A 24,613-nucleotide genomic window follows, 5' to 3' on the forward strand; every position below is an offset into this window, starting at 1 on the left:
GTAAACTCGCCTGAAATTCCGAAACTTAGCTGTCCTCTGGGGCCGCTAGGGATTGGGATAAAGCCCGCACCCTGCGCATAGCGCGGGTGTCGGGTGGTTTACCAGGACTTTGTCCCGCTATCGCGAACACAGCTCAAGATTAGGGTTCCCACTTCGTCAATGACACCTGTCCAATCGGCTTCGATCACCGCCGTTGCCTCCGGCATCTCGACAATTGCCGGCCCGCGCAGTTGAAACCCCACATCCATGCGCTGCCGATCGTAAACCGGCACCAGGCGCATCCTGCCCCCAAACCATGCCTCTCGCCGATCCTTGAGGGGATCCCCTGGCAAGGGGGGGGGTGCAGTCAAAGGCACGGTGGGTAGGGCCTGCACCGCCTGTAGACGCAACTGAATCACCTCCACCGGCTGGGCTGAATCTTGCCATCCATAGCGTTGTTGGTGGGCCTGGTGAAACTGCTGTTCCAGATGAGCAATCGGATCCGACAACCGCACTGGGATCCCCAACTCAAAAGACTGGCCGCGATAGCGCAAGTCCAAGCTGAAGTGCAACGCCGGCTCCTGCAGATCGGCTTGGGCCTGGCGGATCAGGGGTTCTGCCCATTGAGCCAGCAGGGATCCCCCTGAATCGGACGTGAGCTGCCGCAGAGGTTGGAGGATGGCCCGCCGATAGTCTCGCCGCAGATCTGCCAAAGCCATTCCCAGCGCCGAGAGCACCCCACAGGCAGCCGGGATCAAGATCGTGCGGATGCCCAGCTCTTCTGCCAAAGCACAGGCATGCATGGGCCCGGCTCCGCCGAAGGCCAGCAGGGCAAAATCGGCGGGATCCAAACCCCGCTCCACGCTGATCACCCGCAAGGCCCGCGACATGGCGACATTCGCCAAGGTGCGAATGCCAACGGCAGTTTCCTGCAAGCTCAAACCCAAGGGATCCGCCAGCGTGGCAATAGCCTGTTCCGCCAGCTCCCGCCGTAGCTGCACCGAGTTGCCCAGCCGCCCGCCATCCGGCAGGTACCCCAGCCAGAGGTTGGCATCGGTAACCGTCGGAGCCCTTCCCCCCCGACCGTAGCAGGCCGGCCCGGGGTTGGATCCGGCACTCTCTGGCCCCACCTGAAGCCCACCGCCGGGCAGCAAATGGGCCAGGGATCCGCCGCCGGCACTGACGGTGTGGATGTCAATTTGGGGCTGTTGCACGGGCAAGCCGCACACCACCGCTGCGGGAGTAACCTGGGGGATCCCATTTTGGATCAAGGCCACATCTGTGCTGGTTCCCCCCATGTCGAAGCTGAGCAAGTGGGGGTAGCCACTCAGGCGACCCAGATAGGCCGCCCCATAAACCCCGCCTGCCGGCCCCGAGAGCAAAGCCACCGAAGCATGGGCCGCCGCCTGAGGGATGGAGGTCACCCCGCCGGAAGACTGCATGATCAACGGTTGGGGGATCCCTCGCTCCCGACATCCTTGGGCCAAGCGGTGCAGGTAGCCCGCCAATGCCGGGCTGAGGTAGGCATCGATGGCGGTGGTGCTGAAGCGCTCGTATTCTCGGAACTCCGGCGCCACCTCGCAAGACAGGGAAAGATGTAGCTCCGGGAAAGCCTGTCGCAAGGCCATTCCCAGCCGCTGTTCGTGCTCCGGGTAGAGAAAAGAAAACAAAAACCCCACCCCAATAGCGCGGATCCCATCCCGCTGCACCCGTTCCCCCACCTCCTGCACCACCCGCCGGATTTCGGCATCGGTGAGCGGCTCCAACACTCCGCCCGCGCTGCAGCGCTCCTTCACCTCCAGGCAATGGTGGCGGGGCACCACTGGCTCCGGCTTGGGCTGTGTCAGGTCATACAGAGAGGGGCGGTTTTGACGGGCAATGGCCAGCACATCCCGAAAGCCCGCCGTGGTCAAAAACAGGGTGGGGGATCCCTTGCGCTCCAGCAGCGCGTTGGTGGCCACCGTCATGCCATGGCAGAACAGGTCAACCCGGAGCTCTCCTTGGAGCGCCCCCAGCTTGTCCAGCGCCGCAAAGACTCCCTCCTCAGGGCTGGGGGTAGACAGCACCTTCGCCGTCTGCATCTGGCCATCCTGCAAGAGCACCAGATCGGTAAAGGTGCCCCCCACATCGATCCCCAGGCGGGCCAAGCCTCGGCTTGCTTCCGTCTGATCCAGATTGGCCGGATCGAGGTTGCTACCCAACGCTGATGCGACCATGGCTTCCATCGTGCATTTCTTTTGCCTTCTTCTGGGGCCAGCCCTTGGTCGGACTATGGCTATGACGCCTGGCTTTTGTAACGGCAGAGACAGGCTGACCGGCGCCCCTTCGTGTAGCGAGTGTAGCTCAGCAACTTCTGTCTTTTTTGGAGTTTGGAATAGTCACCACCTCTAGCTCGGAAGTCCATCGTTGCCTTTCACCAGCCCTGCCCGAACGGCATCCAAGAACTGGCGGGCAGTGCGACCGGAAAAGCCGTTTTGCTGTTGTGCCCAGATCAGGGCCTGGCGGCGCAGGACATCCAAAGATTGGGTGAAACCTAGCCGCTGCGCCAGGTGTTCTACGGTTGCCAGGTAATCGCCTTGGGTGAAGGGAGTGAAGGTGAGGGTGAGGCCGAAGCGATCCCGCAGCGACAGCTTTTCCTGTACGGTATCCCAGGCGTGAACTTCTTGATCTTGGGGATTGGGTCGGTCGCCGAAAAACTCGCGGATGAGATGGCGGCGGTTGCTGGTGGCATAAAGGCGCACGTTGGGGGGCGGCGCAACGAGATCCCCCTCCAGGAGCACCTTGAGCTGCTTAAACTCGGTTTCCTCTGCCTCAAAGGAGAGATCGTCCACAAACAAGATGAAAGGCAACACCTGCGCCCGCAGCTCTGCCAAAATTTCCGGCAACTGAACCAAGTCAGTTCGTCGCAGCTCCAATAGGCGCAGCCCCTGCAGGCCGTAGCGGCGCAACAACGCCTTCACCAGGGAAGACTTGCCCGTACCCCGCGCCCCGTAGAGCAACACATGCAAAGCCGGATCCCCCCGCAGCAGGGCTTCGGTGTTGGCCGCCAACTGCTGTTTCTGCTGTTCGTAGCCGTAGATCTCCTCCCAGTCAGACAGATCGGGAGCAGGGATCCCTTCTAGCCCTGCTGGCCCCCAGCGAAAGGCCCAGTAGCGACCACAGAGCCCTACCCCCCTTTGGCGATAGTGGGCAATCAAGTCCTCCAGGCTCAGGCCCCAATCGGCAAAAGAGCGGGGATCCCAGCCAGCGCTATCGGTTTCCCCATCGGGCCAGGGGATCCCCAACCCCAACGCCTGCATCTGCTCGGCAATGGTCTCCTGACTGTCCGCTAGGGTTTGCAGACAGCGCAGGTCGTGGCGGGCAGCCTGCATCAGAGGCTCTGGGATCCCTTGGGGCTGCAGCGCTGCACGGGCAAAGGGGTTATCGGCCCAGCGGATCTCCCGGATCAGCCATTGCCGCCAGCTCAGGCCCTGCCGGGCCAAAAGCTCAAACCAGCGCCCGTAGGCCCTCCAGCACGGCAGGGGATCCCCACTCATCAACTGCTGGATTAGCTCCTGCCAGGCTAGGGCTAGGGGGTGGGTGCAGATGTCCCGGAATACCAGCAGCTTGGCCGCTGCTTCTGCTGCTTCTTGGAGGGGGGTCATCGCTTGAAGCCGCTCTAACTTGGCGTTGCTTATCCGCTCCCTAGGGGAGGAGACTGGGGGTAGTTGCGTTAACAACACGGAGCGCTTGAGTTACCTGGCATTGTCCCGCCGGCCCAGTTCATAGAGGCCTCCGCCGACGCAGGCGATCAGGCCGCAGGAGACGGCCCAGCTTTTGCCCAAGGAGATCTCCGTCAGGGCTACCACCAAGCCTGCTGCCAGCAAAAAGGGAAGGGTGCTCAGCAAGGAAGCCAAAGCTCCACTGGGATCCCATAGCAATTGCTTTTCCCAGCTCTCCTGCAGCTTTTGATGCAGCGGCGAAAACCCCCACATTAGCCCTAAGCCCCACAGAGCCGTGGCGGCCCATAAAGAGGGGCGAAGCATCTCCCAGCCCACAAGTCCAACCCCAACGGGATCCACCGGTCAACTCCCAACCCTGCCTTTCTAGGCTAGCGGGATTGGGCCCAATCGGTGGCGGTAATGGTGGTGCCAGGAAATTGAATGGGGTTGCCCAAGCTCTGGATTTGGGCCTGGAGAGCTGGCAACAGCCGCAAATCCAAAAGCGGCTCCTCCACGATCGCCGCCGGGATCAGATCCCGTTCTAGGGCAAAGTGGGCCGTGTGGCCGGCGGCGGTGCCAATGGCCCATTCCACCGGATGCACCCGGTAGGAGGCACTGGCAATGCGACTGGTGGCGATATTTTTGTTGCCGGCTAGCAGATTGTCAATGCGCTGGGGGATCAGAGCCCGCAGGGGGATCTGGTAAGGGTAGCTGGGGGCCTGCGCGTCTTTGTTGTTGCTGGGGGGCAGGGAAAAACCCGGCAGCAGGCAGTCGTGAAAGTCGATGGGGTACTGGCCCACCCCCACCGAGTCGTAGAAGATGAAGGGCCGCCCGCGGTTTAGCTCCGATTCCCGTGTGGTGATGTCCGACTCGTAGATGGTAAATCCTTCTGGGTAGGAGAGGCTGGGCCGACCAATGATGCGCCGCGACTCGCGGATATAAGGGTACTTGGAGAGGCCGCTGGCAGTTCCCATGGGGGTATTGGGCCCCCGTAGGTAGGCATAGCGCAAGTAGAAGTCTTTTTGAAAGTTGGGATCCTCCTGTTGCAGGAGAAAATCCGTCCTTCCCGCCACCAGCCAGTAGAAAAAGCCCTTAGCATGCTGCTCAGCTCGCCGCAGGGCTTCCACCCGCAAGCCCCCCATCCAGCCGCCCGGCTGCAGTTGGCCTGAGGCCTGCAGTTGCTCGTGGGTAAGGATGAGGTTCATCTCCGGGCCGGTGATGCGCCAGTCGTTGCCCCAAGTCCAGTTTTGCATTGACTGATCCCCCACCCGAATGGCCTCTTCCCCAAAGCCGAACACCTGCCCCCGGATGCGGCGGTAGGTGAAGATCAGCGCAAAGTTGAAGCGAGGGTGTTCGTAACTGTAGTAGGGGCCGTGCAGGGGATCGTTGTAGAACTCCGGCTTGACCGGCACCTGCGGCACGGGGAAGCGCTCCATGACAAAGGTGTAGGTGAAGCCCTGGGTACAGTAGGGATCCACGTAGGGCTTGGAGCTGGGTTCCCAGCGGCTTTGGCCATCGGTTCCCAGGCGGTAGGGCACCCGCGCCAGGGGCAGCAGCTCGCCGGTTTCAGTAGCGTCGATCACCACCCAGGGCAGGGTTTTCCCCTGGCGTTCTGGCGGCGGCTCAAAGCGCAGGATCTCCTTGTCCCAGTCCTCGGTAGGTTCTAGACGATAAAAATCGAGAAAGTAGCTGGAGAGATCCCCTCGATTCTCTGGCTGGACGCCGGCGTGTTTGGGGATGTTGCGGATGGCCTGCACGCTGCGGATTTGGTAATCCGCAATCTCCAAGTCTTTGACCACCGTCTCCGTAAATAGCCGCAACTGCCCCGACTGCAGATAGGGATCCAACATCTCCCGAATCACCTGGTGGCCCACCTGAGGGGAAAAGCAGAGCACGCTCACCCAGCATTTGCCCGGATTGGGATCCCCGCCGTATTTTTCCCGTACCCGCCGGCGAAACTCGCTGTAGCCTTTGGGGAAGATGTCATTTTCTCGCTGCAGGGGTCGCTCGTCCAAAGCGGAGACTCCCTGGGCGCTCACCTGCCCCCCGATCCAATCGCTGATCTCCGTCATGCACACCTGCCGGCCCAGTTGCAGCGCGTCATAGGCCGCCGCCACCCCCCCCAGCCCACCCCCCGCGATGAAAATCTCACAGGGGATGCGGGTTTCCGGCAAGGGCTGGGCCAGAGCCGCTCCGGCGCCCAGGATCCCTGCTCCCAACGCCACACCGCTCCACCCCGGAAGGTTGACCTGAAGTTTCATCGAATGACCTCTCCCCACCCACGCTACAGCTTGGCCTTTTGGACTTTCCGGCAACCTCTATCATGGGAGAAAGCCTTGCGGATGCTCATGCCGGATTCCACCTTTGTCATCACCACCCCCATCTACTACGTCAACGCCGCTCCCCACATCGGCAGCGCCTACACCACCCTAGTGGCGGATGCCATTGCCCGTTACCATCGCCTGCGGGGCAAGGATGTGCTGATGGTGACGGGAACCGACGAGCACGGCCAGAAGATCCAGCGTACCGCCGAAGAACGGGGCGTTCCGCCGCAGCAGCACTGTGATGAGTTTTCTGCCGAGTTTGCGAAACTGTGGCACCTACTCCACATCCGCCACGACCGCTTCATCCGCACCACGGATCCCCGCCACAAGGCCATTGTGCGGGAGTTTTTTCAGCGGGTCTGGGATCAGGGAGATATTTTCATTGGCCGGCAGCAGGGTTGGTACTGTGTGGCCTGCGAAGAGTTCAAAGACGAGGCCGAGCTGCTGGAGGGAGGATTTTGCCCCCTGCACCCCACCAAGAAGGTGGAGTGGAAAGACGAGGAAAACTACTTCTTTCGCCTCTCCCGCTACCAAGAAAAGCTGGAGGCCCTGTATGCGGAGCACCCGGAGTTTATCCAGCCGGAAAGCCGCCGCAATGAGGTGATCAACTTTGTCAAGCAGGGCCTGCGGGATTTTTCCATTTCTCGCCCCAGCGTCTCCTGGGGGATCCCTTTTCCGGCAGATCCCGGCCAAACCCTTTATGTTTGGTTTGATGCCCTCATCAACTACATCAGTGCTGCTTTGGATCCTGACGACGAGCCCACCTTGGCAAATGCCCTACGCCGCTACTGGCCTGCGGATGTGCACCTGGTGGGCAAGGATATTGTCCGCTTCCACGCCATTTACTGGCCGGCCATGCTCATGTCCGCAGGTCTGCCCCTGCCCAAGCAGGTGTTTGGCCACGGCTTTCTCACCAAGGATGGCCTCAAGATGAGCAAAAGCCTGGGGAACACAGTGGATCCCTTTGAGCTGGTGCAGCAATACGGCGCCGATGCCGTGCGCTACTACTTCCTGACGGAAATCGAGCTGGGCAAGGATGGCGATTTTAGCGAGGGCCGCTTTATTGACGTGCTCAACGCCGATCTGGCCAACGACCTGGGCAACTTGCTCAACCGCACCCTCAACATGCTCAGGAAATATCAATCCGACTACCGCGTTCCCGCCGTCGGGATCCCTGCAGATCACCCCCTCAAAACCCTGGCCGAGCGCCTTGCCCCGGCAGTGGCCGACGCCTACGAGCGGCTGGATCCCAGCTCTGCTGCCCGCAAAGCCCTCAGCTTAGCCCAGGCCAGCAACAAATACCTTGATGAGCAGGCTCCTTGGACGCTGCACAAGCAAGGGCAAAACGAACGGGTGGCCCAGATCCTCTATGCCGTTTTGGAAAGTGTGCGCTGGGTGGCAGTCCTGCTCTCCCCCCTCATTCCCGCTCTCAGCCTCAAGATCCTGCAGCAGCTGGGGTTCTCCCTCGCCGACACCCTGCAACTGCGCTGGGATCCCGATGCGACTTGGGGCCAGCTTCCCCCCGGGCAAGAGCCCCAGCCTCCTACGCCTGTCTTTCAGAAGATCCTGAGGAACGCCTAGGGATTGGCGATGTCCGGTCGGGAAGATTGGGCAGCGGCTTGGGATCCCTCTGGTGTGGCTCCGCCGGCAAAAGGGCGGTCACCTCCCAGGGGAAGTGTTGATGAAGCAGCGGAGAAAGAACGGTTGGATGGGTCGGATGGGCGCAGCCGCGGGTTGTGAATCGCGCCAGTGGTGGGGGGCACTTCGCCGGACAGCGTCTGCCAGGCTGCCCGTACCCCTGCCCAAAAGCTGCGGATATTGACTTGGGCGCCCTGGGCTTGGGTGCGTGCTCCTTCGATGGAGCGGTTGACCTGCTTCACCACTTGCCCAGCCCCTTTCACCCCTTCGTCGAGGCTGTCGGCAATCTCGCTCACTTCCAGGCTGGTCAGGCGCAGGGCCTCCAGCGTGGGCGGCAATTCCCGCAGCAGCGTGTCGAAAAAGCGCTCCACGCTCTGGGCAGCTCGACCCAGTTGAATGACGGCAGGTAGTAGGGTCAGGATCACTGCCAAAATGCCCACTGCTACCAGGCCTACCGAGAGGCCGAGCCAAAAGACCGGGTCGTTCATCCCGCCGCCTCCTCCCCATCCCGAGCTTCTAGGTCAGCTTCTTCCCCGCCAAAGGGACGCGAGTTCTGGGCTTGGAGCAGCTCCCTTCGCTTCTGCAACATGGCTTCTTTGCCCACCGCCACTGCCTGCTGCAGCCGCAGCAGAGCCTCATCCAAACTGCGTTGGGCAGCGTCGAACAACTTTTCCGATTGATATTGCAGACTGCTGGTCACATCTTCTGCCACCTCTGGCAGGGCCTCTGCCGATTTCTTCAGCAGTCGCCGCGTCTCCCGTCCGCTGCGGGGAGCCAAGAGCAGGCCAATGGCGGTGCCCACAGCAGTTCCCAGCAACAGCCCACCAATAAACGCGCCAGTCCGGTTTTCAGCCATGCTTTGCCAGAGTTGAGTTGGATACGGGTGGCCCCGAAACCAGACTACCTTAAGATCTCGCGGGATCGGCGGGCTTGCCGCGCGCCGGGTCAACTGTTCCTAGAGAATCCGCAGGGGATCCACATCCAGGCTGACGCGGATCCCTTGGGGGAGATGGCCAATGGCGGCCTGAATCTGGGCAGCCAGCTTCGGGCGATCCCAATCTTGGTCGGGCAGTTGCTTCAGCAGGATCTGCCAGCGGTAGCGTCCGGCAACCCGCTCCACCTGAGCTGGCCCCGGCCCCAACACCTCTGCTGGGATCCCCTGTAGGCGTTCGGCCACCCGATGGCAGTAGCGCTCCAGGGCTTCCAGGCGGGTGCTGCTCAAGCGGATCAAAATCAAGGCTCGATGGGGAGGATAGCCCCCCTCTTGCCGTTGTTGCAGTTCTGCCCGCAAGAAGCCCTCGTAATCTTGGGCCAGCACCGCCCTCAAAATTGGGTGCTCCGGCAGATAGGTCTGGATAATCGCCTGTCCTGGCAGGGATCCCCGGCCCGAGCGCCCTGCCACCTGGGTGAGCAGTTGAAAGCTGCGCTCGCCGGCGCGATAGTCGGCTTGGTGCAACAGCCCATCGGCGGCCATCACGCCCACCAAGGTTACCTGGGGTATGTCCAGCCCTTTGGTGAGCATTTGCGTGCCCACCAGCACCTGGGCCTTGCCGCTGCGAAACTGCTCCAGCAAATCGCGATGGGATCCCTTGCGGCGGGTGGCGTCGCTGTCGTAGCGCAAAATTGAGAGCTGGGGCCAATGCTGGTGCAACACTTCCACCACTTTTTGGGTGCCGGTGCCGAAGTGCTTCAGGTAGGGGGATCCACAGGCGGGGCAGCGCTGCGGATGGGGTTGGCGGGCGCCGCAGTAGTGGCAGCGCAGTTCTTGTCCGCCAAGATGGGCCAGGTGAAAGGTGAGAGAAACATCACAATGCTCGCAGGTGAGGACAAACCCGCAGCTCCGGCACAAGACGAAGGTGCTGTGGCCGCGGCGGGGGACAAAGAGAATGGCCTGTTCCCCTCTGTCCAGCGTCCGCTGCAGGGCCTGGTGCAGACGGCGGCTGAGGATGCTGCGGTTGCCGGCTTGTAGTTCCTGGCGCATGTCCACCAGCTCCAGTTGGGGCAGGGTGGCCGGGATCCCAGCTTGGGGGATGCGCTGCGGCAGGGCCAGCCGGATCCACCGCTGCGGATCCTGCAGATGGGCGGCATAGGTTTCCACCGCTGGGGTTGCACTGCCCAGGACCAGGGGACAACCGGCCAGCTCGGCCCGCCACTCGGCCACCTGACGGGCGTGGTAGCAGGGCTGGGGCTGATCCTGCTTGAAGCTGTCGTCGTGCTCTTCGTCCAAGACGATCAGGCCCAGCTTGGACAAGGGGGCAAACACCGCCGAGCGGGTGCCGATCACCACTTGGGGGGTGGAGGACAGCATCTGCCGCCAGGTGTCGTAGCGCTCGCCTTCCGAGAGGCCGCTGTGGTAGGCCCACACCTGGGATCCCAGCCGCGCCCGAAACCGATCCATCAGTTGCGGGGTAAGGCCGATCTCGGGCACCAGCACCAGCGCCGACCGTCCTTGCTGCAGCACCTGGGCGATCACCTGCAGGTACACTTCCGTTTTCCCAGAACCGGTGACCCCGTGCAGTAAAAACCGCTGGAACCGGCCCAAAGCTTGCCGGATCGCCTCTACCGCCTGGGCCTGGGCGGCCGTCAAGGGCCTGGGCGGATCCCGCCACCCCGGCAGGCTGGCATCTCCCAGCCGCAGCAGTGGGCGCTCGTAGAGGTGGACACGGCCTTTGCGGGCCAACCCCTGCAGAACCGCTCGGCTCACTCCTGCCAGGCGCTCCCACTCGGCGAGCAGCAGCTCTCCCCCCTTCTGCTTGAGGATCTGCAGCGCCTTCTGCTGAGGGAGGCTCAGCCCCTCTGGGGAGTCGTCGGCCAGACTGGCGGCCAGCTGGGTTTTCACCCTGCCCCCCTGTTGCTCCTGCCAAAAGCTCTCCACCCAACCCCGTCGCTGCAGTTCCCGCAGGGCGAGGGCGGCAGTGGGCACCTGCTGTTGCACATAGCGCCAAGACAGCTCTCCCCCTTTGGCCTGAAGCAGCTGCAGCAGGGTTTGGGCAGCCGGCGAACATTCCTCCCCTTCGGCAGGGAGCCTGAGCAAGCGGACACGCCGCTGAGAACGGCTGAGCAAGCCGGGGGGCAATACCGTGCGCACCACCTGGGCCAGAGGGGTGAGGTAATAGTCGGCCACCCGCTGCAGCAGGGGCCAGAATTCTTTGGGCAGGATCCCTTTGGCCACCACCGCCTCGATCTCCCGCACCGACTGCGGATCCACCCCTGCCGGCAGCTCGGAGCGCCAACCCAAGGCCACTGCCCCCGCCATTTGCTGACCAAAGGGTACGCTGAGCAGGTCGCCCGCTTCTGGCGCGGATCCCTCTGGCACACGATAGGTAAAGCAACCCCCCAAATGGGGATGATCCACCCACACTTCCAGCCAGCGGGGAGGCACAGGCTGCAACACGGGATCCCTCACGGACGGGGCAGAAACCTCGGCAGATCGACCGCCCGCTTGCTTGCCCGAGACGGTAGAGGTTGGGCCAGGGGCTGAATTGTAGGCTTGGCAGCAGGGGTTGGAGACAGAGCCTGGCCAAGGGACTCTGTTCGCGTGAGGGCGCTGGAGGTATCGGCCCGAGGTGGGACATCCAAGCCTTTGCGTTCCAAAGCCGCCTTCAAGCTCAGCACATGCATCTGCTGCTGCTCGTATTTTTCTCGGAGAGAGCGGTTTTCTTCCCACAGGGCAGCACGCTCCCCTTGCAGGGCTTTGATCTGCTCTGCTTGCTTCTCCAGTTGCGTGGACAAGGTTGCAATTTCTTCTTGCAGATGGAGAATGGTTGCCTGCGCAGAGCGCAACTGTGGCTGCCAGTCGGGTTGGGCGGCCAACTGCTCCAAGGCAGCCTGCAACTGCCGCTCCATGGCGGAGAGATGCTGCTGGGCTTGGGCGTACTGTTCCTGGAGATGGCGGTGCTCTTGCTGCCAACGGGTAACTTCCGCCTGGGCTTGAGAGAGGGCCACTTGCAGCGCTTCGGCCTGGGCCTGCCACTGCTGTTGAAGCTGTTGCTGCGCCAGGGATCCCTGGCGCAGATGCTCCTGCTGAGCTTGCAAAGCCGCCAATTGAGCTTGGGCTTCGGCCAGGGCTGCTTCTAGCTCTTGCCGTTGTTCCCGCCAGCGCTGCTCGGCCTCGGCTTCCGTCTCGGCATAGCCCGCCAAACGGGCCTCGAGGTGTTCCCGTTGCTCCTGCCAGGCTGCCTGTTGGTCGCTGTACAAAGCCCGCAGGCTGCTCAGCTCCGCCTGAGTTTCGGCAATTTGAGTGCGGGCCAGAGAAAGCTCTGCCTTAAAGCGTTGCAGCATTTCCACCCGCTTTTCCGCCACATCCTGGGCTTCCAGCAGAGAGGCCTGCAGCTCCTGCTGGCGCTGTTCCCATTGACGGCGCTCCTGAGCGTGGGCCAAGCGTAGCTGCTCAATCTGCTCCTGCAGGGCCTCGATATCCTGCCGCTGCCGTTCATTTAAGCGTTGCCGAGCAGCAAGCTGAGCTTCCTGATCCGAGATCTGGACTTTCTGAGCCGCCAAAGTCTGCTGCAACTGTTGCAAGAGATGCTCCCGCTCCTGCAGCGCCTTCTCTTGTTCGGCCACCTTCTGGTGCAAAGCCTGCAGTTGTTCCTGAAGAACTCGCCGCTCTTGGAGCTCGGCTTCGGCTTTGAGCAGACGGCTCTCCAAGGGCTGTTGCTGCCTCAGGGCCAAATGGCGCTCCGTGCTGGGATCCGGTTCGGATGCTGAACAGCCCGCATGAGTCTCTGAAAGGATGGGATCCGAGTCATCTGAAGAGGGAGCACGCATAGATTGAAGGAGAGATGAAGAAGCGGGAGCAAATGATAAAGTTCCCTGCAGTATAGAGAGATTTTTGGGCGGGTTCAAGCCAGAAGGGTGATCTTGTAAAATCTCCTGCTGCTCCGCACGGCGCGGAGTGCTATCGGCCTGTTTTGGCCGCGCTCTTGCTTCTGAGGTTCCCAAATCCCCGGACTGGGCAGAAGGGCTTGGCTTACTTTCTTTCGGCCGCGAGGCCCGATCCCGACCGGAAGAGGTCTCCCCTTGCTTGGGCGTGCTCTGAGAGTCTGCCACCTTGCCCCCTTTCATCGCCCACAACACCCACCCCCGCCATCACAGACAGATGGCCCCACCATTCTAAACTGAGTCTAAATCTAAACCGACTCGGTCTCAATCCAAGCGTCTCTGCTGAGTGTAGAGGAGTCCCGCCCGTGCTCGGAGCTCCTGGCAGACGCAGGTCGGCCTCATCGTTGCAGGGGCAAATGCGAGGACTCGCTTCCACTGGCCCGAACAGGGCAGCCAGCGAGCCTGCGGAAAACCGTCTTATCTTTGTCCTTCATTTTGCGATACTGCTAGGGGTGATGTTGAGAATGACCGCACGATGGCGATGCAAAATGGAGCCAGGGATCCGCTTCAACTTCCTCAACAGCAGACGGGCTCGGCGGGATCCCAGTTGAACCTTGCCTGTTCTGCCCCCTGTGGCCTACTGTTGAGCCTGCTCTGGGCTGTCCCTGCTCTTGCTCAGCCAGAAGCTCCCAGCTCTGCTGCCTTTGCTCTGCCCAACAGCCGCGAAATCCTCACCCCCCCACCCCCCCCCACCCTATCGATTCCCTCCAACCCTGCTGACTCCACCCCTGCGGCTGACCTGACTCTAAAGGGGGCTTTGACGGCTGAAGAATTGGTGGTGCCCCAATCCCCCTTGCAGGTGCGCATCGAGCGAAGGGAGGGCTTGTCTTTGGAAGAAGCTCTGGAGATCGCCGTTGCCCAGAACCCGGCTGTGCAGCAGGCCAGACTGACTGTCGAGCGGGCCGAGGCCGGGGTAGCTCTAGCTCAAGCTGCCTTTGCTCCCACCCTCTCCAGCCGTGCCAACTACCAGTACAGTGAGGCTCCCTCTCCTGGTGGTGGGCCAAGGCGCGAATCCCACACCCTCTCGGCCAGTGTGGTGCGGGTGGAGTATACCGCCTTTGACAGTGGCCTTAGGGAGCAAAACCTGAAGCTGGCCCAAGAAGCGCTGCGCATCGCCCAACTGCAGCTGGAGCAAACGCTGCAGACGGTCAAACAAGCTGTGGCCAATGCCTACTACGATCTGCAAAGCGCAGATGCCAGGGTTGCCATCAGCCAAGCTGCCGTCGAAAGTTCCGAAGCCACCCTGCGGGATGCTCAAGCCCGAGAACGGGCCGGGCTGGGTACCCGCTTTGAGATTCTCCAGGCAGAGACGGAATTGGCCAACAATCGACAAACCTTGCTGGCGGCTCAAAACACCCAACAACTGAATCGCCGCCGCCTGGTCGAACTGCTGAATTTCCCCAGCTCCACCGACGTGTTGGCCAGCGACCGCATTGAGCCGATGGGGGAGTGGGATCTCAGCCTGGAAGAGACCATCATTGCTGCCTTTGCCCAACGACAGGAATTGGAGCGCCGGCGCCGAGAATTGGAGCAGGCCCAAAGCCGCCTGCGCCTGGCACAAGCCCGCAATGGCCCCCGAATTGGCTTGTTCGCCAGCCTCGATGCCGTTAACGATTTCAACGCCAGCCGCGATAGCTTTGATGTTGGCTATTCGGTGGGAGCCAATTTCAGCTTGACTTGGTTCGATGGGGGAGAAGCGGCTGCCCAAGCCCGCCAAGCTCAGATCGACGGGCAGGTGGCCGTGAGCAACTTCGTCGGCACCCGCAATGAAATCCAGCGGGAGGTGGAAGAAGCCTTCCTGACCCTCAGCTCCAGCCGTGAACAGATCGACTCGGCCAAAGTGGCAATTGCCTCAGCAGAAGAGAGCCTGCGCTTGGCCCGGCTGCGCCTGCAAGCGGGGGTGGGCACCCAAACCGAGGTGATCAATGCTGAAGCTGCTCTCACCACTGCCCGTGGCAACCTTTCCAATGCTGTAATCGCCTACAATCGCGCCTTGGTGCAACTGAAACGGGCCATTGGCAGCCTTTGACCTGAGCCTTTCTCCCTCACTCCCAGCCCTTCTTCCAAAAGGAGAGGGGTGCTATGGATACCGCGACGAAACAGTTCTATTCCAACTTGAGCTGTTGTGACATACTCCCGCACTCATGCTGATGCAAAGCGCTCCGCGCCGCTAGCGCGAAAAGGACATTTCCTGCGCTTGAGGACTACGTCCCGCTGACGCGAAAAGAACGGGATGCCCCACCGCCCTGTGCTTGATGTTGATGGCCGCATGGTGGTCGCGCCCTAGTTCTAGCCCACAATGGGAACAAGAATGCCATCTGTCTTGAATCGCTTTCGGTACTCTTTGACCACACCGAGAGCAGTTTTGACTGCTGCCGTTGGGATTCACTGCAATCGCCCTCAGCCCAGCTCTTTCAGCCTTGACTGCCAGCATTTGCAGAAATTGTCCCCACCCAGCATCATAGGTAGATTTTGCTAGTCGGGTTCTAGCAACACCTTTGATATTCATGATATTCAGGGCTTCGTACCCAATATGCTTGCCTTTGCTTACCAGCCAGTTCGCTGTTTTGTCATGAAAATCTTTGCGCTGAGATAGTGGTTAGTGGATAGTCACTATTCACTATCCACTGGTCACTATCCACTAGTCACTAGCCATAGGCGGTTTGACCCCTTCTTCTCGCGAGACAAGGCTCACTGCAACCTCTTGAGCCTGAGCTCTGCCTTGCGATAGTACTGGGGAACTGGAACAGACTCCCCCGCATCGGTCACCAAAAAGGAGTCCAGCCCCACGTCGATCCCCATCGTGTTCTCCAGTGTTGCAGGCTCAGGAGTAAACTCAGGGACGGACGAATCTTGCAGGCTCAAGGTCACATACCACCCGTCTGCCTTGCGGCTGATGGTAGCCGCCTTAATCACAAAGCCCTCAGGCAAAGGACGGTGCTGAATTATGCGAACAGCACCGATTTTGGGCAGATGGATAAACTGCCCGCAAATGCAGTCCTGTTGCATCTGGGGGAAAGTGAAGGAGCGATACCGCCCAACTCCCTTGAATCTGGGTTTCCCTGCCCGCTTGCCGTTACCGTCCCCCTTCAGCCAGCGGTCGAATGCTTTGTGCACTCGCTCTATGCAGTTTTGCAGGACTTGCGAATGGACTGCTCTGTACTGCGGAAACAGGGCTTTCATCTTCACCAAATCCCGTTTCTGGGAGTAGAAATCGGGATTGTCTTTTAACTCAGGCAAGTGACAGATTAAGGGACAAGCATTGATGTCACAGCGATTGTGTTCCCACCACGCAAAGCGCTCTGCCAAGCGGTAGTTGTACTGCTTGCGTAACAAGTCTAGCCATTGGTCCATCAGAGCAACTTGGCTAGAAGTAGGGCGTAAGCGATACTGGTAAGCAGTTCTCATGATGAGGGTATAAAATCCTGCTACGCCGGTCATAGCACCAGTAAGGACGAAGCATCGTGTCCTCGCCTTTTATCCCGACCCTTACCCTGGATAGTGGTGAGTGGATAGTGACCAGCCACTAGTCACTAACAGAAGGCGGGGCTTCCCGCCGGTCTAGCTAACAAAGCCAATCCCCAAAGATCGAAAATGGCCCCCTGGCTGCGCCTCAGCCCCTCCATCTCTCCTGCAGCTTGAGCTCCATCTGCAGATCCCGCGCCGGGACAGGGTCAGCTTCCAGTCTTGCTGCCCATCTCGGCAGCTTGGATCAAGGCCCTGGCTCGCTGTTGATCCAACTTGGCTTGCAAGCGCTCTTGCTTGTCGCTGCTGGTATTCAAAACTTTGCTTGCTTCGTCCAAGAGGGCCTGAGCCGCTGCCTTATCCACTTTTTCACCCCGCTCTGCTCGGTTGACCAGGACGGTTACCTCGTTGTTTTCGACTTCTGCAAATCCGCCCATGACCGCAATGGCCGACCACTTTCCATCGGCTTTGACCCGCATAACGCCATTGCCGATAGCAGTTAAGAGGGGGGCGTGCCCGGTGAGAATGCCCAATTGGCCCGAAGTGGCAGGGAGGATCACTTCCTCGCTGGGGGCATCCCAAACCGTGCGGTCGGGGGTAATCACACGAACCATCAGCGTCACGACAGATCTCCTGAAAGCTTGAGCACTTTCGCGTCGACGGTGCGGAGCACCCTGGTTTCGATCCTAGCGGATTAGGATCCCTGCAGCTTTGCCTGGTTCCCCTTTTGTCTTTATTCTCTCGGGGCAGCCACACTTAACCTGGACATAACCTTGCCTTTACTTCAGACTGGGAGGCAAGCGCTAAGGTGTTGTCGGGAACACTTATCTCATGCCCCAACCTCAGCATTGACGGCCAGCCCATTGCTGTTGGTTTGCAAGGGGGAGCCCAACGACTGGTGCGCCCAGTTTTCCTAGCGGAGCCAGCCTATGCCTGAAGCGATGCCTAGCCATTTTGCTGCCGGCCTGTCCACACGGGAGCGCCAACTGCTGGAAGACCTCTACCGCAGCCGCAGTTTATCCCCCTACACTCCTGGCCAGGTTATCCCTCTGTTTCCTGAGGAATGGGTGATCGTCTGTCGGGGCGTGGTACAGTTGACCACCCTCTATCCCAATGGCGGTGAGGCGTTGTTGGGGTTTGCCGGCCCCTCCATGCCCCTGGGATCCCCGCTGACGATGCTGGATCCCTACCAAGCTAAGGCTTTGACGGCAGTTGATGTGCTGCGGCTGCCGGCAGCAGAGGTGGAAGCCTCAGAGATCCTGAGTCAAGGGCTGCTCAAGCAGGTGGTGCGTCGGCTGCGCCAAACCGAAGCATTGCTCGCCTTGGCCGGACGGCGGCGGGTAGAGGATCGGCTGCGCCAGTTGCTCTCCCTTTTGGCTGTGGAGCTGGGATCCCCGGTTGCAACAGGGGTGCGCCTGCAAGTGCGCCTTACCCACCAGGACTTGGCCAATGCCATCGGCACTACCCGGGTCACCATTACCCGTCTCCTAAACCGCTTTCGCCAGCAGGGCTGGGTTGCGGTGGACAAAAACCGGCACCTTGTCATCAAACTCGCCCACGCTCCGTAAAACCTTTAGAAACTGAGCAGGATCTGCTCCTAGGGCATGGCTGAAAGCTGGCAGTTTTTGGCTCGTAGTTAACTGCTGGGAGATGGAGCTGACGGGAGTCGAACCCGTGTCCGAGATGGGTACTGAGGGATCACTCATTCACAGGTTTAGCCTCTTTGACCCTCGAGGCGGGGATCGCCGTTTGGATCCCAGCGATGGGAGTTCTCCGCCTAATCTTAGTCTCTCCCTCGACGGAGCCAGAGTAGAGAGCTGCACCCGTTGGGGTTGTGATCCGCCCACTTAACGGGGTCGTGAGCAGATCCTCGAGCTCAGAGTAAGTTTTCGGTTACTGAGCCTTAGGCAGCCAAAGCAGCCGCTTTACGAGCAAAGGGTACGACGTTGTTCGCACGTACTTTTTTGAGCCTGGTGGTAACGGGATAAGCTCAATCCCGACCTGCCTCATGAACCCATGTTCGCCACCCCGTCGAAACCGTTACAGCCCCAGGGTTGACTTGAGACCAGCATAGCAAGATTTTTGGGGATACGGCCAGAACCTTTGCGAATGTGACAGAAGCTTTGCTAATATGACGAAGCTGCAAACTTGGGTCGGTAGCTCAGCGGTAGAGCACTCGGCTTTTAACCGATTGGCCCAGGGTTCGAATCCCTGCCGACCCATGTCAGTCTTCCCCTTCCAAAATGCGGGGCACCTTGAAGAACATGTCAGCTCGATCAGGGGCGTTGGCCAGGATCCCTTCGATATCCGGGTAGGGCTCGACTTCATCGGGGCGGGTGGGCAGTTCCATGTCCAGGACGTGAAAGGTGGGCTCTACCCCCTCCGTGTCCAGCTCCTTCAGTTGCTCCACATAGGCCAAGATGTCTGCTAGCTGCTCTGTGAACTGGATCTCTTCCTCCTCGGTCAGCTCCAGACGAGCCAAGTGAGCAACATGTTGGACTTCTTCCCGTTTCAGCATCCTCTCCTCCGGCTCCCAGATTATCGACTTGACTTAGCCCAGGGTAGCCGAGATCAACCGTTCGCGTTAACGGAACGGAGTCCTTCTGCAGGAAAGCTCAGTACACCTCCAGGTTGGCGCGCCCGGTGGTTTTCAGCCAGTTTTGGGCCTCGATGTAGTTGTTGGGGGCAATGCGAATGGCCCGAATCCAGTACTGGGCAGCCTCGTTGAACAGGGCCTCTGCTGTTTCCTCATCCCCGGCTTGCAGGCTCAGCTCGCCCTTGTGGTGCAGCAATACGGCAATGTTGTTCAGGGCAGAGCAAAGTCTTGGGTTTAACTCCAGAGCTTGGTGGTAGTGGTCGAGGGCTTTGTCAAGCTCGCCGTTGCTCTGGTAGATCAGGCCCATGTTGTAGAGGATGTAGCTGCGGTCTTCTTCCCCTTGCTCGAGGGCGAGGGCTTCTCTGTAGTTTTCTAGGGCCTCGGCGTATTCTCCTTCGCTCTGAGCGGCCATGCCATCCCGGTAGTAGGCAAAGGCTTTCTTTTCCTCGGAACTCACCCCTGGCAGCAGTTTCAGAATTAGATCGGCCATGACGGTGAAGGTCTTGTCAATGAAGTTGTCGTTCTTCATGCTGCGCGGCATGGCTGACCCCTTTTAAGTTTAGGACTAAGGATCTGATACATTTACGCTGAACACTGCTGAACATCACTGTTCAACTATGCAGCGATAGCATTCTGTTTGTTTCCATTCGCGTCAGCGGGACGGAGTCCAAACAGAATGGCGGTATCCCGCAAAGCTTTGAGTAGAATACCCAAAGCGCAGTTTCCGTGTCGTCTTACTACCAATTTTCTGCTTTGCTTTGGCTACCATGTTGGCAGACTCGAAAGTAAACAGAAAGATCAACTGGTAGTAATCCGTACTGAACATATTATACATTATTTTCAGTATAGTTGAGCTTATTATTGACTAGAGTCATGCTCTACTCTTGCGTTGTATCACGCCCAAGGCGGGATCCGAAACACAACTCCATGAGGGCTCTGTCTCAGGCTACGGCAGGGGAACTGCAACGCTGTCGCGACGAGGCCACAAACGGCCTTGTCAAGGAACTTCCGAGCCTGTTAAGACCGTGTCGAGGAGCGCTTGCTCAGGCGCACAGGATGCCACTGCACGGTTTCGCCGGGGGAAACTTCGATCTCACAGGCGGTGTCGATCAGCCGCTGTGCCTGCGCTTGAGGGGTGGGATAGCGGGCCAGATCTGCATCCACCAGGTGGGGATGTTCCTGCAACAGCCGCATGAGAAACTCCTGCAATTCCTCAGGGCTGAGAAATTGCTCCGGCAAGCCCGGTATCAGCAGCACATAGTGGTTGGCAGCACGTAACAGTTCGGGTTCTGAGTCTGACATGGTGTGCGGTTGGGCGTCTTTTTTCCATCATGAACCAACAGGTTGCGCCTCTCTTGATATCCTGAAAAAGACTTTCCTTGCTCTTGTCCTCCGTCTTGTTGGCGTTTGAGATTTGCTTTCCCTATGGCCAAGCCGCGCACCCTTTCTGGCATTCAGCCCTCTGGCGAACTGCATTTGGGCAACTACTTGGGGGCAATTAAAAACTGGGTGGCCGAGCAGGAGCACTACGAGAACTTTTTTTGCATCGTCGATCAACACGCCATCACCGTCCCTCAGGATCCCAAGCTGCTGAGGGAGCGTACCCGTTCGCTGTTTGCCCTTTATTTGGCCTGCGGTCTCAGCCTGGAGCATTGCGTGCTGTTCGTGCAGTCCCACGTGCCTGCCCATACGGAGCTGGCCTGGCTGTTCAACACCATCACCCCCATGAACTGGGCGGAGCGCATGATCCAATACAAGGAGAAGAAAGAAAAACAGGGAGAGGAGACCAGCGTTGGCTTGTTCAGCTACCCGATTTTGCAGGCGGCGGATATTTTGCTCTACCAACCCAAGTATGTGCCAGTGGGGGAGGATCAGCGGCAGCATATTGAGCTGTGTCGGGACATCGCTCGCCGCTTCAATGACCGTTTTGGAGAGGTGTTTCTGATCCCGGAGGCCCTGATTCGTCCGGAGGGGGCGCGGGTAATGAGCTTGACCGATGGTACGCGGAAGATGTCCAAGTCGGATCCCTCGGATTTCAGCCGTATCCATCTGCTGGATGACCCGGATACCATCCGCAAGAAGATCCAAAAATGCAAGACCGACCCCATTCGGGGCATTACTTTTGACGATCCGGCTCGTCCCGAAGCCCACAATTTGTTGACGATTTACATGCTCACCTCCGGCAAAAGCAAGGAGGCGGTGGCGGCTGAGTGTGCCGAGATGGGGTGGGGACAGTTCAAGCCCCTCCTTGCCGACAGCATCATCGCTGCCCTGGAGCCCATTCAGCAGCGCTACCGGGAACTGTGGAGCAACCCCGACCACCTGCTCGTTCTGATTCGGGAGAATGCCGCTAAGGCCCGGGCCATCGCCGAGCAAACGCTAAAAACGGTGAGAGAGGCTATGGGGTTCTTGCCCCCCTGAGGGATCCCTGCCCAAGCTTTGATCAGTCGGGGTTGCCATCGCGGATCTCGACGGTGCTGAAGGCGCTCACCAGCCAATCCAAACCCAGCTCCGAGAGGATCCCTTTCCAGCCCAGACGCAGGCGCTCCTGCCATTCTTGCCGGTGGTTAATCAAGTACACACAGACCAGAGTGATGCCCACTCCCAGCCATTGCAGCCGCGTCAGCGATTCCCCCAGAAAGGTGCTGCCAAACAGCAGGGCAAAGATGGGGGTGAGGAAGGTCAGGGAGCTGAACTCGGTGAGGTTTTCCTGAGAGGCGAAATAGAAGAAGAGGGCATAGGCCAAGGCGCTCCCCATCACCGAAGCGTAGAGGAGGCCCAGCCAGTGGATCCCGCTCAGGTGTTGCCATTGCTGGGTTTCTGTTAGTGCTGACAGCAGGATCAACGGCAGGCTGCCCAACACCATGTGCCAGCCCGTCGCCAGCACCGGATCTGCCACCTCCGCCACCTTGGGCATCATCACGGTGCCAACTGCCATCGACAGGGAGGCCATCAACATCCAAACGACGCCGGCCCCCAACTGCAGGGATCCCCCACCGGATAGGCCGATGAGGCCAATGCCGAAAACCCCCAGCCCCAGGCTCAGCCAGCCCAGGGATCCCATCCGCTCGCGGTAAAACCAGGTGGCCATCAAAGCCACCGCCAGCGGCTGCGAGTCAATGAGCACGGATCCCAGGCCCGCCCCTGTCTCTTTCAGCCCTTGGGCCAAAAATCCCTGAAAACATGTGCCATCCACCAGCGCAAACGCCAACACCCATAGCCAGCCGCGCAGCCCTCTGGGATGCCAGGCGTGAGACGCAGAACCCCGCCCCTGCCAGAGCCGAAAGGCAAGAACCAGGATCCCTGCCGGCAGCAACCGCAGAATGGCAATGAAGAGGGGGGTGGTCTCGGAGAGGGCATCTCGCATCACCACCATCGCCGAGCCCCACAGGAAAAAGGGGGCAATCATCAGGAGGCGTTGCCAGATAGGCTGAAAGAACAGGTCAGACTGAGCCATAGGTGCTTCAAACTTGGAGACGGAAGTTAACCCCATGTTAAGCGCTGGGGCAGCTCAGTTACAAATCTTAAAAATCTTAACTGTTGATGCATATTATGCCTGGCATGGGATCCCTGGAGGGCTTTCTCAACCTGGACAAGCCGGCGGGGCTCACCTCCCACGACTGTGTGGCAGTGGTGCGGCGGGTCTTGCGCACCCGCAAGGTGGGGCATGGGGGCACCTTGGATCCGGCGGCAACGGGGGTTTTGCCGATTGCGGTGGGACGGGCAACACGCTTTTTGTCGTTTTTGTCGGGGGATAAGGTGTATCAAGCAACCTTCCGATTGGGACAGCGCAGCGACACCGACGATGCCGAAGGGCAGATCCGGGTGGGATCCCCTTGTCCTGGGTTGAGTCGCGAGCAGGTAGAGCAGTGTTTGCGGGAGTTTACCGGCGAGATCTGGCAGGTGCCGCCCCTCTACAGCGCCCTTAAGCGCCAGGGGAAAAAGCTCTACCAGTTGGCCCGGGCCGGCGTAGAGGCTGCGGAACTCCAGTTGGAGCCGCGGCGGGTGGTTATTCAGCAACTGCGGGTCCTGGGCTGGCGAGCCGGAGACTTTCCGGAAGTGGATCTAGAAATTGCCTGTGGCCCCGGCACTTATATCCGTGCCCTTGCCCGCGATGTGGGGGAAAAATTGGGCTGTGGAGGGCTGATGAGCCGGCTACGACGGCTGCAAAGTGGACCCTTTCGCATCACAGAAAGCCTGCCGCTGGAGAGATGGCGGGGATCCGGGGATCCCGCTGCTGCCCTGCTGCCCATCGAGTGGGGATTTGCCGATTGGGGTGCGGTACAGCTCTCTTCCGCCGAAGCGAAGCAGTGGCTGCAGGGTCGGGCCATTCTCCTCGACCGGCCTGTTGTCGATGCCCCTACTTTGCGGGTGCTGGACGAGGCGGGCAAGTTTTTGGGCTTGGGGTATGGTCAGGCAGGCCAGCTCAAGCCGCTGCGGGTGTTGTCGCCGGATCCCTAGAGTGTTGCAGAAAAGTTACATTTTTGTAACAACATTGGCCATTGTCTCAGAGGGAAGTGGGAAAGAAACCCCCGCATGCTAAACTTCTGAGGGCGAATGGGAGCCTGAAGCGTTGCCGTTGCCGGGCTCTGGTTCAATTCTCCAGGGCTGACCTTTGGATGTTGTCCGGCAAAATCTCTTCTCATTTTTTCATCTCAAGCTACTTTACAAAATAAAGTCACAAGAATGGAGCTGGGGATATGCGGGATGCCGTAACCACGCTGATCAAAACCTACGACCTGACGGGCCGCTACTTGGATCGGGAGGCAATGGATGCGCTCAAGGCTTTTTACGACTCTGGGCTGCGGCGCATCAAGGCCGTAAACGTGATCAATCTCAACTCAGTGGATATCGTCAAAACGGCTGCTGCGGCCATGTTCGCCCAGGTGCCGGATCTCATTCGTCCGGGAGGCAACGCCTACACCACCCGCCGCTATGCCACCTGTTTGCGGGATATGGACTACTTCTTGCGCTACGCTTCCTACGCGCTGGTGGCTGCCGACAACAGCATTTTGGATGAGCGAGTCTTGGCCGGCTTACGGGAGACCTACAACTCCCTCGGCGTGCCCATCGCCCCGACGGTGATTGGGATCCAAAACATGAAAACCCGCACCCTGGAGCTGCTTGGCTCCGGCGAAGACTACAGCTTTGTGGCCGAGCCCTTCGATTACCTGAGCGCCAAGCTGAGCGAAACCGATATCTGAGCGCCTACTCTCACTCGTCGGCGTAGGGATTGGCCGGCACCGGTATCGGCTCCACCTGCTCGGCAGCGATTACCAACTGAGATTGGCCATCCCGCTGCTCCACGGCCATGCGCCCCTCCAGACGCAGCCAACTGTCGGCAGTTAACTGCTCTGCCTCTGGCCAGCGCACCGGCAAGCCCACAGGGTAAGCATCGGCAGCACAGCAGCTAACCAAAAACCGGGCAATAACAAAATGGTCGGGTTGCTTGTCGGGAATGACGAACCCCTGCACCCGCACCGGCTGGTTCTCATAGGTGTAGGGATCCGGGTAGACATCCAAGGTGCGCACCCAGTCCAGCAGAGTTCGCTGACGCGGGTCGAGCTTGGGGCGAAAAGCCTGCGGCTGGCTACGAGATACCCCCAGATAGGGAGATACCCCTCGGTTGAGGGCAGTTTGGCTGGAGAGTGGTCGTGGCTCGACCCAAAACCCCAGCAGGGCCGTCAGGATCAACAGTCCTGCGCCCAGCCGCGGCCCCAATAGTGAGGCATGGACTTCAGAAGAGGCAACTTTGGCTCCTCGCCAACGGCCAATCCCCAAGCCCAACAGACACAGCCCGGCCAACAGCGCCACATTCACGTAGCCGGGATTGATCAACATCAGCAGGGTGCCCCGCCAGCGATAGACGATCAGCAGGATCCCTAGCAACATCAACCCAACCGCCTCCCAGTAGGCTGTATTGCCCCACCGCAACGGTTTGGACTCCGTCCCGCTGACGCGACCGACAGGCCGAGACATACCCTTGGTTTTCGCGTGCGGTTCTTCTGGATTTTGTTTTTCTCGAAGAC

20 protein-coding genes, 1 tRNA gene, 1 other RNA gene and 1 pseudogene are annotated in these 24,613 nt (G+C 59.9%); 7 read left to right on the forward strand and 16 right to left on the reverse strand.

Annotation, left to right across the window (positions count from 1 at the left end; genetic code table 11):
- Nucleotides 1-98: 98 nt before the first annotated feature.
- The 4 genes from ACVWYY_RS11655 to ACVWYY_RS11670 all read right to left on the reverse strand — a co-directional run bounded on the left by ACVWYY_RS11655 (nt 99) and on the right by ACVWYY_RS11670 (nt 5,941).
- Entirely contained in the window at nt 99-2,195 is a 2,097-nt protein-coding gene (locus ACVWYY_RS11655) for a hydantoinase/oxoprolinase family protein (RefSeq protein WP_457403750.1), read from the reverse strand.
- A gap of 171 nt (nt 2,196-2,366) precedes the next feature.
- The gene (locus ACVWYY_RS11660; RefSeq protein WP_457403752.1) at nt 2,367-3,623 is read right to left on the reverse strand and encodes a DUF815 domain-containing protein; all 1,257 of its coding nucleotides are present in this window, start codon (nt 3,621-3,623) and stop codon (nt 2,367-2,369) included.
- 90 nt (nt 3,624-3,713) lie between these two features.
- The gene (locus tag ACVWYY_RS11665) at nt 3,714-4,004 is read right to left on the reverse strand and encodes a hypothetical protein (protein WP_011433810.1); all 291 of its coding nucleotides are present in this window, start codon (nt 4,002-4,004) and stop codon (nt 3,714-3,716) included.
- Between the two features lie 65 nt (nt 4,005-4,069).
- Nucleotides 4,070-5,941, reverse strand: a complete 1,872-nt coding sequence (locus ACVWYY_RS11670) for an FAD-dependent oxidoreductase (RefSeq protein WP_457403753.1) — start codon at nt 5,939-5,941, stop codon at nt 4,070-4,072.
- Nucleotides 5,942-6,028: 87 nt separating this feature from the next.
- Here ACVWYY_RS11670 and metG point away from each other — a divergent pair, with 87 nt between their 5' ends.
- Nucleotides 6,029-7,585 carry a methionine--tRNA ligase gene (metG, locus tag ACVWYY_RS11675; protein ID WP_457403766.1) on the forward strand — a complete coding sequence of 519 codons (1,557 nt, stop codon included), beginning with the start codon at nt 6,029-6,031 and terminating at the stop codon, nt 7,583-7,585.
- Here metG and ACVWYY_RS11680 read toward each other — a convergent pair.
- The 4 genes from ACVWYY_RS11680 to ACVWYY_RS11695 all read right to left on the reverse strand — a co-directional run bounded on the left by ACVWYY_RS11680 (nt 7,582) and on the right by ACVWYY_RS11695 (nt 12,409).
- The gene (locus ACVWYY_RS11680; RefSeq protein WP_011433807.1) at nt 7,582-8,130 is read right to left on the reverse strand and encodes a hypothetical protein; all 549 of its coding nucleotides are present in this window, start codon (nt 8,128-8,130) and stop codon (nt 7,582-7,584) included. The genes metG and ACVWYY_RS11680 overlap by 4 nt on opposite strands.
- Nucleotides 8,127-8,498, reverse strand: a complete 372-nt coding sequence (locus ACVWYY_RS11685; protein WP_011433806.1) for a YtxH domain-containing protein — start codon at nt 8,496-8,498, stop codon at nt 8,127-8,129. The genes ACVWYY_RS11680 and ACVWYY_RS11685 overlap by 4 nt, the downstream gene beginning before the upstream one ends.
- 99 nt (nt 8,499-8,597) lie before the next feature.
- On the reverse strand, nt 8,598-11,048 hold the full coding sequence (gene priA, locus ACVWYY_RS11690; protein WP_457440630.1) for a primosomal protein N': 2,451 nt from the start codon (nt 11,046-11,048) through the stop codon (nt 8,598-8,600).
- A complete protein-coding gene (locus ACVWYY_RS11695; protein WP_457440632.1) occupies nt 11,045-12,409 on the reverse strand; it encodes a hypothetical protein in 1,365 nt (454 codons plus the stop codon). Before ACVWYY_RS11695 ends, priA begins: the two co-directional genes overlap by 4 nt.
- 589 nt (nt 12,410-12,998) lie before the next feature.
- On the opposite strand from ACVWYY_RS11695, the gene ACVWYY_RS11700 reads away from it, so the two are divergent.
- Nucleotides 12,999-14,552 carry a TolC family protein gene (locus ACVWYY_RS11700; RefSeq protein ID WP_457440634.1) on the forward strand — a complete coding sequence of 518 codons (1,554 nt, stop codon included), beginning with the start codon at nt 12,999-13,001 and terminating at the stop codon, nt 14,550-14,552.
- Between the two features lie 141 nt (nt 14,553-14,693).
- Here ACVWYY_RS11700 and ACVWYY_RS11705 read toward each other — a convergent pair.
- Nucleotides 14,694-15,931, reverse strand: a pseudogene (locus ACVWYY_RS11705) (RNA-guided endonuclease InsQ/TnpB family protein).
- A 266-nt stretch (nt 15,932-16,197) separates the two neighbouring features.
- Nucleotides 16,198-16,611, reverse strand: coding sequence for an ATP synthase F1 subunit epsilon (atpC, locus tag ACVWYY_RS11710; protein ID WP_414330392.1), 414 nt, complete (start codon nt 16,609-16,611; stop codon nt 16,198-16,200).
- A gap of 306 nt (nt 16,612-16,917) precedes the next feature.
- Here atpC and ACVWYY_RS11715 point away from each other — a divergent pair, with 306 nt between their 5' ends.
- Entirely contained in the window at nt 16,918-17,556 is a 639-nt protein-coding gene (locus tag ACVWYY_RS11715; RefSeq protein ID WP_011433798.1) for a Crp/Fnr family transcriptional regulator, read from the forward strand.
- A gap of 80 nt (nt 17,557-17,636) precedes the next feature.
- Here ACVWYY_RS11715 and ssrA read toward each other — a convergent pair.
- Nucleotides 17,637-18,038, reverse strand: a transfer-messenger RNA (tmRNA) gene (ssrA, locus tag ACVWYY_RS11720).
- 100 nt (nt 18,039-18,138) lie between these two features.
- On the opposite strand from ssrA, the gene ACVWYY_RS11725 reads away from it, so the two are divergent.
- Nucleotides 18,139-18,210: transfer RNA gene (locus tag ACVWYY_RS11725), tRNA-Lys, on the forward strand.
- A 2-nt stretch (nt 18,211-18,212) separates the two neighbouring features.
- Here the strand turns inward: ACVWYY_RS11725 and gatC are convergent.
- The 3 genes from gatC to ACVWYY_RS11740 all read right to left on the reverse strand — a co-directional run bounded on the left by gatC (nt 18,213) and on the right by ACVWYY_RS11740 (nt 19,886).
- On the reverse strand, nt 18,213-18,506 hold the full coding sequence (gene gatC / locus ACVWYY_RS11730; protein ID WP_414350806.1) for an Asp-tRNA(Asn)/Glu-tRNA(Gln) amidotransferase subunit GatC: 294 nt from the start codon (nt 18,504-18,506) through the stop codon (nt 18,213-18,215).
- 97 nt (nt 18,507-18,603) lie between these two features.
- The gene (locus tag ACVWYY_RS11735) at nt 18,604-19,125 is read right to left on the reverse strand and encodes a photosystem I assembly protein Ycf3 (RefSeq protein WP_414350803.1); all 522 of its coding nucleotides are present in this window, start codon (nt 19,123-19,125) and stop codon (nt 18,604-18,606) included.
- Between the two features lie 476 nt (nt 19,126-19,601).
- A complete protein-coding gene (locus ACVWYY_RS11740) occupies nt 19,602-19,886 on the reverse strand; it encodes a chlororespiratory reduction protein 7 (RefSeq protein ID WP_414407248.1) in 285 nt (94 codons plus the stop codon).
- A 123-nt stretch (nt 19,887-20,009) separates the two neighbouring features.
- Here ACVWYY_RS11740 and trpS point away from each other — a divergent pair, with 123 nt between their 5' ends.
- On the forward strand, nt 20,010-21,005 hold the full coding sequence (gene trpS, locus ACVWYY_RS11745; RefSeq protein WP_414423812.1) for a tryptophan--tRNA ligase: 996 nt from the start codon (nt 20,010-20,012) through the stop codon (nt 21,003-21,005).
- Nucleotides 21,006-21,027: 22 nt separating this feature from the next.
- Here trpS and ACVWYY_RS11750 read toward each other — a convergent pair whose 3' ends face one another.
- Nucleotides 21,028-22,041, reverse strand: coding sequence for a DMT family transporter (locus ACVWYY_RS11750; protein ID WP_457440637.1), 1,014 nt, complete (start codon nt 22,039-22,041; stop codon nt 21,028-21,030).
- 86 nt (nt 22,042-22,127) lie between these two features.
- Between ACVWYY_RS11750 and truB the strand changes: the two genes are divergently transcribed.
- Nucleotides 22,128-23,045, forward strand: a complete 918-nt coding sequence (gene truB / locus ACVWYY_RS11755) for a tRNA pseudouridine(55) synthase TruB (RefSeq protein ID WP_457440639.1) — start codon at nt 22,128-22,130, stop codon at nt 23,043-23,045.
- Nucleotides 23,046-23,284: 239 nt separating this feature from the next.
- Complete coding sequence (apcB, locus tag ACVWYY_RS11760; protein ID WP_011433791.1) at nt 23,285-23,788, forward strand: allophycocyanin subunit beta; 504 nt, start codon at nt 23,285-23,287, stop codon at nt 23,786-23,788.
- Between the two features lie 10 nt (nt 23,789-23,798).
- Here the strand turns inward: apcB and ACVWYY_RS11765 are convergent, their stop codons facing one another.
- Complete coding sequence (locus ACVWYY_RS11765; RefSeq protein WP_457440641.1) at nt 23,799-24,563, reverse strand: TIGR03943 family putative permease subunit; 765 nt, start codon at nt 24,561-24,563, stop codon at nt 23,799-23,801.
- Nucleotides 24,564-24,613 lie beyond the last annotated feature (50 nt).

Source organism: Thermostichus sp. MS-CIW-34, from assembly GCF_054060435.1.

Coding starts and splice junctions, on each gene's coding strand:
- ACVWYY_RS11655 (WP_457403750.1), bottom strand. CDS start 2,195: ATGGTCGCATCAGCGTTGGGTAGCAACCTCGATCCGGCCAATCTGGAT.
- ACVWYY_RS11660 (WP_457403752.1), bottom strand. CDS start 3,623: ATGACCCCCCTCCAAGAAGCAGCAGAAGCAGCGGCCAAGCTGCTGGTA.
- ACVWYY_RS11665 (WP_011433810.1), bottom strand. CDS start 4,004: ATGCTTCGCCCCTCTTTATGGGCCGCCACGGCTCTGTGGGGCTTAGGG.
- ACVWYY_RS11670 (WP_457403753.1), bottom strand. CDS start 5,941: ATGAAACTTCAGGTCAACCTTCCGGGGTGGAGCGGTGTGGCGTTGGGA.
- metG (WP_457403766.1), top strand. CDS start 6,029: ATGCCGGATTCCACCTTTGTCATCACCACCCCCATCTACTACGTCAAC.
- ACVWYY_RS11680 (WP_011433807.1), bottom strand. CDS start 8,130: ATGAACGACCCGGTCTTTTGGCTCGGCCTCTCGGTAGGCCTGGTAGCA.
- ACVWYY_RS11685 (WP_011433806.1), bottom strand. CDS start 8,498: ATGGCTGAAAACCGGACTGGCGCGTTTATTGGTGGGCTGTTGCTGGGA.
- ACVWYY_RS11695 (WP_457440632.1), bottom strand. CDS start 12,409: ATGCGTGCTCCCTCTTCAGATGACTCGGATCCCATCCTTTCAGAGACT.
- ACVWYY_RS11700 (WP_457440634.1), top strand. CDS start 12,999: ATGGCGATGCAAAATGGAGCCAGGGATCCGCTTCAACTTCCTCAACAG.
- ACVWYY_RS11715 (WP_011433798.1), top strand. CDS start 16,918: ATGCCTGAAGCGATGCCTAGCCATTTTGCTGCCGGCCTGTCCACACGG.
- gatC (WP_414350806.1), bottom strand. CDS start 18,506: ATGCTGAAACGGGAAGAAGTCCAACATGTTGCTCACTTGGCTCGTCTG.
- ACVWYY_RS11735 (WP_414350803.1), bottom strand. CDS start 19,125: ATGCCGCGCAGCATGAAGAACGACAACTTCATTGACAAGACCTTCACC.
- ACVWYY_RS11740 (WP_414407248.1), bottom strand. CDS start 19,886: ATGTCAGACTCAGAACCCGAACTGTTACGTGCTGCCAACCACTATGTG.
- trpS (WP_414423812.1), top strand. CDS start 20,010: ATGGCCAAGCCGCGCACCCTTTCTGGCATTCAGCCCTCTGGCGAACTG.
- ACVWYY_RS11750 (WP_457440637.1), bottom strand. CDS start 22,041: ATGGCTCAGTCTGACCTGTTCTTTCAGCCTATCTGGCAACGCCTCCTG.
- truB (WP_457440639.1), top strand. CDS start 22,128: ATGCATATTATGCCTGGCATGGGATCCCTGGAGGGCTTTCTCAACCTG.
- apcB (WP_011433791.1), top strand. CDS start 23,285: ATGCGGGATGCCGTAACCACGCTGATCAAAACCTACGACCTGACGGGC.
- ACVWYY_RS11765 (WP_457440641.1), bottom strand. CDS start 24,563: ATGTCTCGGCCTGTCGGTCGCGTCAGCGGGACGGAGTCCAAACCGTTG.